At 43.5% G+C, this 12503-nt stretch carries 14 protein-coding genes; 7 read left to right on the top strand and 7 right to left on the bottom strand.

The window, feature by feature from the left end; translation table 11 throughout:
* Positions 1 to 300: 300 nt before the first annotated feature.
* Complete coding sequence (locus V7K27_RS24710) at positions 301 to 621, bottom strand: hypothetical protein (protein ID WP_334950805.1); 321 nt, start codon at positions 619 to 621, stop codon at positions 301 to 303.
* A 324-nt stretch (positions 622 to 945) separates the two neighbouring features.
* Between V7K27_RS24710 and V7K27_RS24705 the strand changes: the two genes are divergently transcribed.
* From V7K27_RS24705 to V7K27_RS24685, 5 genes are all read left to right on the top strand, one after another.
* Complete coding sequence (locus tag V7K27_RS24705) at positions 946 to 1503, top strand: RDD family protein (RefSeq protein ID WP_334950803.1); 558 nt, start codon at positions 946 to 948, stop codon at positions 1501 to 1503.
* A 43-nt stretch (positions 1504 to 1546) separates the two neighbouring features.
* Positions 1547 to 1741: a 50S ribosomal protein L33 gene (rpmG, locus tag V7K27_RS24700; protein WP_196524501.1), complete on the top strand. Its 195-nt coding sequence runs from the start codon at positions 1547 to 1549 to the stop codon at positions 1739 to 1741.
* 2 nt (positions 1742 to 1743) lie between these two features.
* A complete protein-coding gene (rpsR, locus tag V7K27_RS24695; protein WP_012411240.1) occupies positions 1744 to 1959 on the top strand; it encodes a 30S ribosomal protein S18 in 216 nt (71 codons plus the stop codon).
* Positions 1960 to 2269: 310 nt separating this feature from the next.
* Positions 2270 to 4330 carry a ribonuclease catalytic domain-containing protein gene (locus V7K27_RS24690; RefSeq protein ID WP_334950802.1) on the top strand — a complete coding sequence of 687 codons (2061 nt, stop codon included), beginning with the start codon at positions 2270 to 2272 and terminating at the stop codon, positions 4328 to 4330.
* A gap of 297 nt (positions 4331 to 4627) precedes the next feature.
* Complete coding sequence (locus V7K27_RS24685) at positions 4628 to 4753, top strand: hypothetical protein (protein ID WP_334950800.1); 126 nt, start codon at positions 4628 to 4630, stop codon at positions 4751 to 4753.
* A gap of 667 nt (positions 4754 to 5420) precedes the next feature.
* On the opposite strand, the gene V7K27_RS24680 is transcribed toward V7K27_RS24685, so the two are convergent.
* The 3 genes from V7K27_RS24680 to V7K27_RS24670 form a co-directional block, all read right to left on the bottom strand.
* Positions 5421 to 6035 (bottom strand): anti-sigma factor family protein, encoded by a 615-nt coding sequence (locus V7K27_RS24680; RefSeq protein ID WP_334950799.1) that lies wholly within the window; start codon positions 6033 to 6035, stop codon positions 5421 to 5423.
* 156 nt (positions 6036 to 6191) lie between these two features.
* A complete protein-coding gene (locus tag V7K27_RS24675; protein ID WP_334950797.1) occupies positions 6192 to 6848 on the bottom strand; it encodes a sigma-70 family RNA polymerase sigma factor in 657 nt (218 codons plus the stop codon).
* A 500-nt stretch (positions 6849 to 7348) separates the two neighbouring features.
* On the bottom strand, positions 7349 to 7501 hold the full coding sequence (locus V7K27_RS24670) for a hypothetical protein (protein ID WP_334950795.1): 153 nt from the start codon (positions 7499 to 7501) through the stop codon (positions 7349 to 7351).
* Between the two features lie 258 nt (positions 7502 to 7759).
* Here V7K27_RS24670 and V7K27_RS24665 point away from each other — a divergent pair, with 258 nt between their 5' ends.
* On the top strand, positions 7760 to 8722 hold the full coding sequence (locus V7K27_RS24665; RefSeq protein ID WP_442947647.1) for a L,D-transpeptidase: 963 nt from the start codon (positions 7760 to 7762) through the stop codon (positions 8720 to 8722).
* 85 nt (positions 8723 to 8807) lie between these two features.
* Here V7K27_RS24665 and V7K27_RS24660 read toward each other — a convergent pair whose 3' ends face one another.
* The 3 genes from V7K27_RS24660 to V7K27_RS24650 all read right to left on the bottom strand — a co-directional run bounded on the left by V7K27_RS24660 (position 8808) and on the right by V7K27_RS24650 (position 12238).
* The gene (locus V7K27_RS24660; RefSeq protein ID WP_334950793.1) at positions 8808 to 9347 is read right to left on the bottom strand and encodes a late competence development ComFB family protein; all 540 of its coding nucleotides are present in this window, start codon (positions 9345 to 9347) and stop codon (positions 8808 to 8810) included.
* A 120-nt stretch (positions 9348 to 9467) separates the two neighbouring features.
* Positions 9468 to 10403, bottom strand: coding sequence for a M23 family metallopeptidase (locus tag V7K27_RS24655; protein ID WP_334950791.1), 936 nt, complete (start codon positions 10401 to 10403; stop codon positions 9468 to 9470).
* 1091 nt (positions 10404 to 11494) lie between these two features.
* Positions 11495 to 12238 (bottom strand): DevA family ABC transporter ATP-binding protein, encoded by a 744-nt coding sequence (locus V7K27_RS24650; RefSeq protein WP_334950790.1) that lies wholly within the window; start codon positions 12236 to 12238, stop codon positions 11495 to 11497.
* On the opposite strand from V7K27_RS24650, the gene V7K27_RS24645 reads away from it, so the two are divergent.
* Positions 12191 to 12343, top strand: a complete 153-nt coding sequence (locus tag V7K27_RS24645; protein WP_334950806.1) for a hypothetical protein — start codon at positions 12191 to 12193, stop codon at positions 12341 to 12343. The genes V7K27_RS24650 and V7K27_RS24645 overlap by 48 nt on opposite strands.
* The last annotated feature ends 160 nt before the right edge of the window (positions 12344 to 12503 follow it).

Here is a 12503-nt window from a genome sequence, read left to right as displayed (position 1 = left end):
GTTAAAATCAATGTCATTAAGTTTTGCTTATTGCGAAAATTTTAGGCGATCGCTTTGGGGCTTAAAAAATAATCAAGCGCGAAATCCTGATTTTTCGTTGGTTCTTAACCTTCGTTGTGATCAAGAGTAATTTAGATGCGTTTGCCCTGGGGGTAACGCGGATCGTGATGAGAAGTCAAAGAATTGAATATCACGTTTTGACAAGGGTTTCACGTTAAGTTGACACGCATGAACAATGCTGTGCCCCTACGAGAAATCTATATGTATCAGGGTTGGTGTGAAATGGTATAAACGCTTACGTCAAGAGTAATTTGGCTCATCTCTACCAATACCTAATTCTCTTAGCTTGGCTTTGACACTTGCCCAGTCTTGACCACAGTAGTAGTATTTTTTCTCTAGTAAGTTTACCAAATAGTATCCTAGCTTACCGCCATTAATCCGAAATAATTCAATAACAACTTTCTTTTTAGTTGTACCGAACATGAATTCTATATCACCCTCACTTGGCAGATTCAGTGGGTTATAAAAGGTTTTACCTTTAATAAAATGCCAATAAGATTTTTCTGGGGTAATTTTACGTTCGATAATTCGGTATTTAATAGGATGAATTATTGTTTCCATAGAAACTTATTAAGAGTTAAACTGTAGTAAGAAAAGCCCCTTCCTTATATCACCTCGTCGGTCATAGCATGCGGGTTAAATAAGTTGTACAAATTTAATCTTCTGTTGCACCGGGATAACCTAACCATTCAGATTCAATTGTCTCAGGAGAAAGGTCTATAAATCTCCAGTCTCCCTCACCCTTACTTTTTTTATCTTTAAAATCCGCAATTATTTTTTGGCTCTGTTTTTTAAGAAAAATATTTTATTATAACATATTTAAACCGCCTATACCTTAAAAACCGTAGTTTTTTGTTAACCCCTAAATAAAAATACCTGTTTTGTATGACAATCGAACGAGTTCCCCCAAAACACTATCCCAAGGCTGAGATTGCGCGGCGAGGTATGGCATTAGGATTAGATTTCCTTGGTGTCTGGTTAGTCAGTTCCCTACTCGGAAGCAGCAATATCGGGATTCAATTTGTTGAAATCTTAGTTTTCGTAATACTTTGGCTAGTTTTGCGGGTGCTGGTGCCATATAACAATCAAGGGCAAAGTTTAGGGCGTTGGGCGTTCGATTTAAAGGTGTTAGAAGTCGAAGATGGGGAAGTAATGGGCAGAATTCCAGATTTGCTCTCACTGGCGAAGCGAGAGGCGATTGTCGGCTTGGGTGCCCTTTTCGTGTCAATTGCTCTGAGCAATATTAGAGCCAATCCCACTGCTATACTGCTAATACTTCCCCTAGCAATTGATTGTGGGACTGCCTTCTCTGATGTCCAGATGCGGCAGGCTTTACACGATCGCTATTGTGGAACTTTCATCGTTTCGTCACGTCGTGGCTACTCGCTCGATATAAAAATTAAAAGATTAGTTGAAAATATGCGGCGGAATGTGAGAAGATAGTGATTTGTGTTAATTCTCTTCAGGCTTCACTGTTTGTAAGATTATGGCTAAGAGTAAAGGTGCCCGCATAATTGTGACACTAGAGTGTACCGAGTGTCGGACAAATTCAAATAAGCGTTCTGCTGGTGTTTCACGTTATACCAGTACCAAGAATCGCCGCAACACCACCAACCGGCTAGAACTGAAAAAGTTCTGCACCCACTGCAATAAACATACCGTTCACAAGGAAATTAAGTAAAGATGAGTTATTTCCGTCGTCGCCTTTCTCCGATCAAGCCCGGAGAACCAATCGATTATAAAGATGTTGATTTATTGCGTAAATTTGTCACCGAGCGGGGTAAGATACTACCACGCCGGATTACTGGGCTGACATCTCAGCAACAGCGAGAGTTGACATTAGCAATTAAACGTTCGCGGATTGTGGCTTTGTTGCCATTCATCAACGCGGAAGGCTAAAACAATTTTGGATTTGGGATTTTAGATTTTGGATTATATAAGAGAAGCTGTATCTAAAGAAATATTTAGCTTTGTCTGTGTGAGTCCAAAATCTCAAATCTGAATCAGAGAGTGTAAAATAGTTGCTGCATGAAAAACGGTTGGATTTAGGATTTAACACCAGTTATAAAATCCCTTCGGGTGACACTCGAAGACTCGCTAACGCTGCGCTAACAGCAGTCGCTCATGGGGGAAACCCCCAAGACAGCGCTGCTTCACCAAAATCCAAAATCTAAAATCTAAAATCTAAAATTATTAGAGTGCGAGAGTTGTGGAGAAGGGGACGCTAGTTGAATTTAGGGTTCAAGGCGATCGCCGTCTGGGGATCGTAGAACGTCCAGACGGCAAAACTCGCTGGTTTGTGGTAGACGAACGTGGTCAATCCCACAGCCTCGCGCCTAGACAAATAACTTATACAGTTAACGGACAGACTTATAAGCCGTCTGAGATTGCCAGCTTTTTGGAGCAGGTCAAGCCTTATTTAGATCCATCAAGCTTAGAAGTAGCTTGGGAATTATTAGTTGAAGATGGGGAAACAGTCACCCCAGACCAAATGGCGAATCTGCTATTTTCAGAATCAGCCGCGCCTCATTGTTACGCCGCCTATTGCTTGTTATCAGACGACAAACTCTATTTCAAGCAAAAAGGAGACGCTTACGAGCCGCGAACTGCTGCTCAAGTGGCAGAACGCCAGCACCAACTCGATGTAGAGGCACTAAAAGCGAAGGGACAGCAGGAATTTTTAACTCGCGTAGAGCAGGCGCTCAAAGGTGAAGTAATAGAGTGGGGGCGCCACGATCGCCAACGCCTAGAAGGACTAGAAAAATACGCAGCGCTGATCGCTGACACCGTGCGGACGGGGGTAAATTATGACTCCTTGGCTCGCGCTTATCCGCCAAGCGCCCCAGTATTAGAAACTATGACCATGCTGGGACGACCCACAACACCCCAAGGAGCCTTTCAACTGTTGGTGGATTTGGGTTGCTGGAGTCCTTATGAAAACTTGTTCCTGCGTCGTTCTTCAATTCCAATTCAATTTCCTCATAAGGTATTAGAAGTGGCGCAACAGCGTTTGGATTTCCCGCCGATTGACTCAGATACCAACCGCCTGGATCTGACTCACCTGAAGGTCTACACCATTGATGATGAAACTACCACAGAGATCGACGATGGTCTAAGTTGGGAAGTACTCGCCGATGGACGGGAACGCCTATGGGTGCATATCGCCGATCCCACTAGATGGTTAGTGCCGGAAGATGAGTTAGATTTGGAAGCCAGAAAACGGGGTAGCACAGTCTATTTACCTACGGGGATGATTCCGATGTTTCCAGAAGTATTGGCAACTGGGCCAATGAGTCTGATCCAGGGAAGGGTTTGTTGCGCCCTCAGTTTCGGGATTGTTTTAGGTACAACCGGAGTAGTAGAAGATTACAGCATTCATACCAGCTTCATTAAGCCGACTTATCGCCTCACCTACGAAGATGTAGATGAAATGCTGCAATTACGCGTACAAGCAGAACCGGAAATTGCCGCGATCGCTACTTGGGCAAAGAAGCGCAAAGCTTGGCGTTACGATCAAGGGGCAATTAGCATCACTATGCCCGAAGCGATGATCAAAGTCAAAGATGATGAGATCAACATTGAGATTTTGGACGATTCCCCATCGCGGCAAGTGGTAGCAGAAATGATGATTCTTGCCGGGGAAGTTGCGGCTCGTTATGGTAAAGCTCATAACATACCTTTGCCCTTTCGCGGTCAGCCGCAACCAGAATTACCTCCAGATGAAGAATTGCTCCTACTTCCGGCTGGATTCGTTCGCGCTTGCGCCATGCGTCGTTGTATGCCCAAGAGTGAAATGAGCATTACGCCTTTGCGTCATGCTGGTTTAGGTTTGGATACTTATACCCAAGCAACCTCTCCCATCCGCCGCTACAGTGACTTGCTTACTCACTTCCAGTTAAAAGCCCATTTGCGGGGTGAAGTTTTACCATTTTCCGCAGAACAACTAAAAGAAGTGATGATAACTGTCACCAGCATCACCCAAGAGGTGACAATGGTGGAACGGCAAACTAATAGATATTATGCTCTAGAGTATTTACGCCGTCATCCAGAGGAAACTTGGGATGTGACAGTGTTGATGTGGCTGCGGGAAGACAGCAACTTGGCCTTAATTTTGTTAGAAGATTTGGGCTTGCAGTTACCAATGGTTTTCAAACGTTCTGTGAACTTGGGCGAACAGATATTAGTGAAAGTTAGCCACGCCGATCCCCAAAAAGATATGATCCAGTTTCAAGAAATAATTTATCAAGAAGCTCAAACAGCCGCGAATTAACTAATTTGTCATTTGTCATTCGTCATTTGTCATTTGTGATTAGATAACTGATAACTGTTGAAGTATGTGGTGTCAGAGTTTTTGAATTTTCCCCCTGAGAGCTAAAATAGTGCATTAGACGTAGAAGTAGGTTGGGTGGAGCGGAGCGCAACCCAACATATATCAGGATGTTGGGTTACGCAAAGCCTCCACCCAACCTACAATTTTTTTGGAACATTTTATCTACTACAAGACTACCGAGATTTTTTCAGAAATTAAATATGATTCCTATAGAATAAATGAAATGAGGTAATAATTGTGAATATATCTTTGACCCCAGAACTAGAATTTTATCGTCCCATTGATGGCGGTGTGGAAGTTGCACGTATTGTCAGTGGTTATCGGGATTTAAAGACAGTTTTCTTAACTGAGGATATTCCTTAGCTCGACTTTATCCAAAATTAAGAACTTGGTTCTCTTGATACGGCAAAAACCTTGCTTTTTGGCAAAAAATTATTCCACGTCAGTGATTCTCGGTTAAATCTAAAAAGTAAAGTTACCGTCACACAAAGGTTTCAGCGTCAGCTTGAGCGTTACCCAAAAATGGATAAAGTCCAGCTTAGAGGATGTTTGAAAAGTCCTATTGTCGGTATCAAATAGTTTTAGATCCCCCTAAATCCCCCGATCAATTGGGGGACTTTGATTCCGGTTCCCCCCTTTTAAGGGGGGTTAGGGCAGGGTGGTTTCATACAAGCAGAGGAGAAAAACTAAAACTGGGTTTCAAAGCCTCCCTCCGCTTCGGGGAGAGGAATGGAAGCGGGGTAAAAAGCCATGCCGCAAAACGAGAAATCAAGACTTAATGTATTTTTCTTTTTTCCTATGAAACCACCCTGCCTTTTAAGGGGGGTTAGGGGGGATCTAAAAGTGCCTAAAGTCACAGGGAAACACTTTTCAAACAACCTCTTAAAATTGCATTTGAGAGCAAGTGACTTAATTGCTGAGGTCAATCTAAAATCTAAAATCTAAAATCTAAAATCCAAAATTGTTTGACGGCTGGTGGAGCAGCTGTGGTTTAAACCCAAAGTACAGTTATGATCTGTGAACTTTGGGATTAGTTTATCTCCTGTTTGGGGTCGTGGCGTTGCGGCTGTACCTGATAGATTGATTTTTCTGGAGAGGCTACTGCTGCTTTCGGAATTTCAATTACCGGGTTATTTAGTCCCACCATCAGAGGGGAAGGGGGAACCATAGATACTGAGGACGTTTCTATCGGTTCTATTTGTGGTCGTTGTGCTAGTTGCGGCGTCCTCGAACCACCAGATACTAAGCCAGAGATTGCGCCCATTGCACAAGCAGCAACGGCTACACCTCCCATCATCCAGTTGAAACGCGAACGGCGGCGCAAACGTGTGAATACTTGCTCAACTGTTGCTTCTGGTGACTGTTGGGCTGTTGGCACTGGGATAGTCCGCAAGCCTTGGCGCAGCTTTAACAGCCGGGCATACAAGCATTGAACAGAGGCATCATTTGCCAGCCATTCTTCTACTTGCCTGCGTTCTGTAGCCGTGACTTCACCATCGAGGTAAGCACTCAATAACTCGAAGCGATCGCGCTTCACCATATCCATAAGACCCGTTGATTCATTGGTATGCTTGGCCATTCCATCTGGCAAATCTTGAGGAAGTTGCAAAGGTGAACGGTCGAAAAACTGAGAATCAGTAGTCATCTTAACATTATTACCAATTCCTACACGGGTAAACGGGGCGGAAAATTCGGAAAAATTGTCAATTTTCCTCCTAACGGCAGAAGCGATCTACATCTTTGGTGGTAATTCTTAACCAATGCTTAATTCTGCTGTTAGGCAGAGGCAAGATACTGTAAATTAGGAATCTAGATAAGTCTGTAAGTGAGCTTGCAGCCTCGTTCTAGCTCTGGCTATTCTTGACTTCACAGTTCCCAAGGAAACGCCAGTGATTTCGGCAATTTCTTCATAAGCCAAGCCTTCGATTTCTCTGAGGACAATGGTAGTACGAAAAACTTCTGGCAAATCCGCGATCGCTTCCCGCAGTTGCTCGTAAAATTCTCTAGTTGTCAGTTCTTCTTCAGGCCCTGGGGTATCGCCGGCGATTTCCCAATCCATCTCACCGTCCTCTAACGAACGGGGAGCATCGAGTGACAAAGGACTCATAACCCGCTTGCGTTTCCGCAACTCGTCGTAAAACAAGTTGGTAGCAATGCGGCTTAACCAGCCCCGAAATTTAGCCGGATCTTGTAATCGGTTAATATTCCGATACACTCGAATCCAAACTTCTTGAGCCAAATCAGCCCTGTCAGCCCAATCTGGAGCCAAGTGGTATAGAACTCTATCAACTTGACTTTGATAGCGGCGTAATAGTTCTGCAAATGCAACACGATCTGGTCGCAGTCCTGTTTGACAGCGCAAAATTAAATCGTGGTTAGGGAGTTTGTCAACTTGCACTGATGCTTCTGGATACTTTGCATCAATGGTTGACCAGGATACAGTAATCGACTGACTCATAGATATTACTGGCTCTAAATCATCCCTATCTATTAGACCTGCTAATGGGACAGAAGTTCCATACTAAGGTGACGGATTTATGACTGGAACACTGAGGCATACAATTTTGGATACATTTATTGCAATAAGGAGAGGCACTTTTTGCTTATACTGCTGGCATAGTTGCCCAAGACCCATCAACTAACAAAGGCGCTGTTATTATATGCACATTTGGGTACTTTTAGCAACCGGGTATATACGCTTGATCAAAATAATTAAATCTGGTTATAAGGATGAAGAGAAAAATTTTGCAATTCTAGTACAGCACGGCGTAAATAAGCCACACATTTGTAATGTCTGAAACCCTTGCTAAAACCTAATTACGTTCGCGTAGCGTGCCGGAGGCTCTATTACGAATTACGAATTACGAATTACGCGAAGCGTTACTAGCTTCTTGATACCTTTAAAAATCAGGTAATAATTTCTGGAAGTTGGGTTGCTGTGGTTACTATAATGGTGATTTATTTTTTTAATTTTGTCACCAGAATAGTTGCTGATTGTTCTACTTGTGATCCGTAGGTAGCATCAGAGTGATTTTGCTGTGGTACGCGAACTTGAAAAAAGAAATGGAGAGAAAATGTAATTGTGACTGCTAGCAATAGTTTTTCAAACATGGTTTTTCTCCCACCGACACCATTAATGATTGATTGCTACGTTTCAAAGGTTCCACCAGAAAGTCTAAGTATTGGCTTACAACCCCCAGAAATCTTAGAGTTTTGCTGCTGGGACAATTCGTACAGTCTTAGTTTGCCCAGAGGTGTTGGCAGATGTATATCGGAAATGATAAGTATTGATAAATTTTTGATAATCGGATGATGAACCCATCCAATTGTGCGGCTGGATATGTCAGGGATAAACAATAGGCGATGGCAATGGTAAGAAACGAATCTGTAGGGCGGATGGTAATGTTGCTCTGTTTTGGCACAGCATTTTTATCTTTAGCTGTCCATTGGCGCATTACTACGGCGGAACGGCAGTCTGAGCAGTCTGCATCTACTTCGATGCGGCGAAATTCTACCCTAACCAATCCCAAGGGAAGCCGCCCAGAGGGAGTCTACAAGAATCTTTCCCAAGTGAGTTTAGGGGAAATTGCCCTCGGTGCATCTGTGCCACCTGATGATGTTACCCCAGGCTCAACTACTCAGAGGGCGTTTACACCAAAGTCCTCTGCTATTAAGCCTCAAATTAAGTCGAAAATAATTAAGAATAATGTCGCTAAAGTAACTACTCGGAGGGCTTATACACTCAAGTCTTCTACTATTAAGTCTGAAACTCAGCCCAAAATCATTAATAAGAATGTAGCTAAAACAACTGACCTCCCAACTCAGACGCGGCTGGTGGCGCAAGTAGAAAGTCAAAATCCAGTTGCGGATAGTTGGCCAAAAGGTCTATGGTCACAGGCTTCAGCCCAACAAGTACCATCTAATAGGCTGGTAGATGCCAAGACCAAGACGCAAGTAGTGGTTGTTTTAAGCGATCGCCGCACCTATGTATACGCAGGAGATGAGGTGATAGCCAGCTACCCCATTGCTGTCGGTAAGAAAGGTTGGGAAACGCCCACAGGTTCTTTCCAAGTGATCCACATGCGACACTATCCAATCTGGCGTCACCCGATTACGGGCAAAGTATTTCAAGCTGGTACGGATAGTCCCTTGGGAGACAGATGGATTGGTTTTTGGTCAGATGGACGGAATGAAATTGGCTTTCATGGCACCCCAGATGTTGACCTGGTAGGAACGGCTGTATCCCACGGCTGCTTAAGAATGCGTAATTCTGATGTCCGATTGCTATATGAGCAAGTGAGTTTAGGGACAACAGTGGTAGTACGTAATTAATTAAGAGTCATTAGTCATTAGTCCTTTGTCCTTTGTCTAAAACAAATGACTAATGACCAATGACCAATGACTAATGACATTAAAGTTATAATTTTTGCTCGAAGTTAGGTGCATAAGCCTGGAGTAAAGCACTAACTTGGCGTACAATTTCATTGCCAGTATTTTTGCCCAAAGCTTGCCGTTCTGGGAAGAAATTGGGTTGATCGAGGTAACGGTTAATCGCCTCACTTACTTGCTGAGAAATTAATTCTTGCAGTTGTGCCTGAGCCGTTTGGCGCTGGAAGGTAGCACCTTCTTCTGTAGTAGCATACAAAGGTGGTAGCCGATTGAGAGCGTAAGCAGCAATATCCCCGACATCTAGAGAACTTTCGCTGGTGGCTTCAATTTCTGCGACTCGGGAGATCGCTTCCGTCAGCACCAATTCTTCCATGACGTTAATGAATTGTTTGCGAGGTACCGCCACTACCTCACCAGTCAATAGCGCACCCATCAGCCGATCCAGCGCCATATACTCTTCAATTGAGAGTTCTGAGGCGTTGTCGCAGATTCTACCGACTTCTGCTTCCATTGCTGGTGTCAAATAACCATCCTGGAGAGCTTGTTCTACAATTTTTTCGATACTCATAACGCTTATCATCATTTATGTTAGCCAAGCGAGGTAGGGACGGTATCAATCCAATTTATTTTGCCTAATTATCCCCAAAAAAACAAAAATTATACACAGACGCGATCAATTCCGCCTCTACTAGTTAACGACCTTAGTTCGCCAAGGTGTTGGATCAACAGATTGTCCGTTGACATACAGACCCCAGTGCAAATGTGGACCCGTGGCAGCACCTGTTGAACCCACTGCGCCAATTAGTTGACCAGCTTTCACAAAATCACCTTCTTTAACGTTAATACGACTCAGGTGCATGAAAATACTGATTACTCCTTGGCCGTGGTCAATGCCAACGACGTTACCGTGTATCCGAAATCCTTGGGATACCCTACCTACCAAAGCAACTCGGCCAGAGGCTGGGGCAATTACTGGTGAACCAGCAGCACCCGCGTAGTCAAGACCACGATGATAGTAGTCTTTTGCAAATGTACCATTATAGTAGCGACGTACACCATAGTTTGTACTCATCCGCCCGGCATTGGGCTTCAGGAATACTCCATTCCAATACTTTTCCGGTGTTTGTAGCGCCTTCAAAGCTGCCACGCGCTTAAGTTCATACTCTGTGGCATCCACTCCGGCTTTGCCAGGTGGCAAAGTAATGCGTTGTACGGGAAACTTGCGATTAAGCACATTAACTGCCAAGTTTTGCACTTGACCATCTCCCGCAACCCGAAGTGTTCTAGTTCCAGCTTTTTCTAGTGGAGTTGTGGGAACAAAAGCCCGATAGTGATTGGGCGCAATTTTAAAAGCTGGATAAGTAATTTTACCACTAGCTACTGTTGGATTTGTACTATTCTCCGAATTATCTAAATTAACCTCTACTGATAGTGTATCCCCTAATTTAGGATTAGTTGGAGTCACTTTTACTTGCAAAGCATCTACAGGCAATGCCAAGGTGAGAGGGAGAACAGCAAATATTCCCTTTAACACATTTATTGCATGGCGATTGGCTGTTAAAGTTTTGACATCAAAACCGAGTAACTTTTTGTTTGAACTACTAGTGCTATTTTCAAGAATCATGGAGCTACAAAGAATCCCTTGCTTGTGTTGGAAAATAGACTAGCTTATTACCAGCAGTGTTTCCTGTTTGAAGCCGATGTTGTTGAAAATCATAAATGTTGGGAAATCTTCCAGTTATTTATGGATTGCAACGGAAAATAATTTATCTGTAATTTTAGTGAATTGGTCTTAACTCTAATAACCAAGGTATATGACATTGGCAATGAGCATAAATTTTAACTAGATTGATGGCAAAAACGCTCTCCTGGCTTGCCATAAGTGTCACTTGTTAGGCAACAAAGGAAACTCGTTGTGGTTACAGCGCTTACATAATAATACTTGAAGGAAATCTGGGAATCAACTGGACACTTGTTCAACTGGACACTCATACTACACTGTTAGGTTAAAGTTGATGTATCTAAATCACCCAAATCAGTTAAGCCAAGGGGAAAGTGCCAGAAACAACCCGACAAAATTTAGGTAAAGTTCGATTTAGTAAGCTGTTGAGTATTTAATTTGCACAAGTTTGGCGCTCATGTTGCCCACCCTACAATAATTTTTATTGATATATGGTGTGAAATTATAGGATTTTTAGCTTATCTAAACCTTAATCACCGTCTACAGACTCGTAACACATTTTATTAGCGTTGGTATAGGCTGTAAAATAGCAGCAATTTTACCTAAAATTTTATTGTTTCAAGTTCTGAGCTTGGATGTTGGAGTAAAAAGCTTGGCGTTCCGAGTTCTGAGCTTGAATGTTGGAGTAAAAAGCTTGGCGTTCCGAGTTCTGAGCTTGAATGTTGGAGTAAAAAGCTCGGCGTTCCGAGTTCTGAGCTTAAATGTTGGAGTAAAAAGCTCGGCGTTCCGAGTTCTGAGCTTGAATGTTGGAGTAAAAAGCTCGACGTTCCGAGTTCTGAGATTGGATGTTGGAATACGCTGATCAACTTTAGGCTGACAGGACTTACGCAATCAAAGCTTGAAACCTCGATCCCCCCTAACCCCCCTTAAAAAGGGGGGAACTTGAAAGCCCCCTTTTTAAGGGGGTTGGGGGATCTCTTCTGCGTAAGTCCTTGCTGATAAGTAGTCCAAGTTTTCAGAGCAAATAAATTTATTTATGGGGATTTGAATTTTGAATGCGTGAATTTTGAATTCCCCGTTCGCGTAGCGTCTCCAAGAGTTGGGGTTGACTGGAGTTTGCCATCTTCCATGTGAACGATGCGATCGGCAATGTCTAGGATGCGGTTGTCATGAGTAACCATCAAGATGGTACAGCTTTGTTCTTTTGCCAGTTTTTGCATGAGATTGACTACATCTCGTCCCGATTGACTGTCAAGGGCGGCGGTGGGTTCGTCGGCGAGGATTATTTGAGGATGACTGACTAAAGCACGAGCGATCGCTATTCTTTGTTTTTGTCCCCCAGACAGTTTATCAGGATAGTAATGCAAATGATTTCCTAATCCTACCTGCTCTAACATCTGGGCTGACCTAACTTGCATTTTTTTTAACCCAAGATGTTTGTGCAATTCTAAAGCCATTTTGACGTTTTGGAGTGCCGTCAAACTACCATGCAAGTTATGTGCTTGAAAAATATAACCGTTATGGCGTCGCGCCTGCACTAGTTGTTGGGCACTAGCGCCACAAAGTTCTCGTCCCAACACCCGCAAACTACCAGATTGGGTAGAACGCAACCCACCCACTAAGGTCAGCAAGGTTGTCTTTCCAGAACCAGAGGGTCCAGTCATGATAATAATTTCACCAGAGTTAATCTCTAAGTTGATGTTAGATAAAACTTGCTTGCGGAGTGAGGCGTGACCAAAGTGGTGGTCGAGATTCTGGATGGAGATGACGGGAAACATATTTTAGGAGTGGGGAGTGGGGAGTGGGGAGTGGGGAGTGGGGAGTGGGAGTTTGGAGTTAGGAGTTTGGAGTTAGGAGTTTGGAGTTATAGCAATTCTGTATGAAGATGCACTAAACCATATTTACAGCTATTTTCAGGTAAATAGACCACGCGGTAGGGGCACAGCAGTGCTCATGCGTGTCAACTTAACGTGAAACCCTTGTCAAAACGTGATATTCAATTCTTTGGCTTCTCATCACGATCCGCGTTACCCCACCCTAACC

Origin of the sequence: Nostoc sp., from assembly GCF_036919575.1 — a bacterium.
Classification (GTDB): Bacteria; Cyanobacteriota; Cyanobacteriia; order Cyanobacteriales; family Nostocaceae; genus Nostoc.
This window is presented reverse-complemented; position numbering and strand designations above follow the sequence as displayed.

Coding starts and splice junctions, on each gene's coding strand:
- V7K27_RS24710 (WP_334950805.1), bottom strand. CDS start 621: ATGGAAACAATAATTCATCCTATTAAATACCGAATTATCGAACGTAAA.
- V7K27_RS24705 (WP_334950803.1), top strand. CDS start 946: ATGACAATCGAACGAGTTCCCCCAAAACACTATCCCAAGGCTGAGATT.
- rpmG (WP_196524501.1), top strand. CDS start 1,547: ATGGCTAAGAGTAAAGGTGCCCGCATAATTGTGACACTAGAGTGTACC.
- rpsR (WP_012411240.1), top strand. CDS start 1,744: ATGAGTTATTTCCGTCGTCGCCTTTCTCCGATCAAGCCCGGAGAACCA.
- V7K27_RS24680 (WP_334950799.1), bottom strand. CDS start 6,035: ATGACTACTGATTCTCAGTTTTTCGACCGTTCACCTTTGCAACTTCCT.
- V7K27_RS24675 (WP_334950797.1), bottom strand. CDS start 6,848: ATGAGTCAGTCGATTACTGTATCCTGGTCAACCATTGATGCAAAGTAT.
- V7K27_RS24670 (WP_334950795.1), bottom strand. CDS start 7,501: ATGTTTGAAAAACTATTGCTAGCAGTCACAATTACATTTTCTCTCCAT.
- V7K27_RS24665 (WP_442947647.1), top strand. CDS start 7,760: ATGGTAAGAAACGAATCTGTAGGGCGGATGGTAATGTTGCTCTGTTTT.
- V7K27_RS24660 (WP_334950793.1), bottom strand. CDS start 9,347: ATGAGTATCGAAAAAATTGTAGAACAAGCTCTCCAGGATGGTTATTTG.
- V7K27_RS24655 (WP_334950791.1), bottom strand. CDS start 10,403: ATGATTCTTGAAAATAGCACTAGTAGTTCAAACAAAAAGTTACTCGGT.
- V7K27_RS24650 (WP_334950790.1), bottom strand. CDS start 12,238: ATGTTTCCCGTCATCTCCATCCAGAATCTCGACCACCACTTTGGTCAC.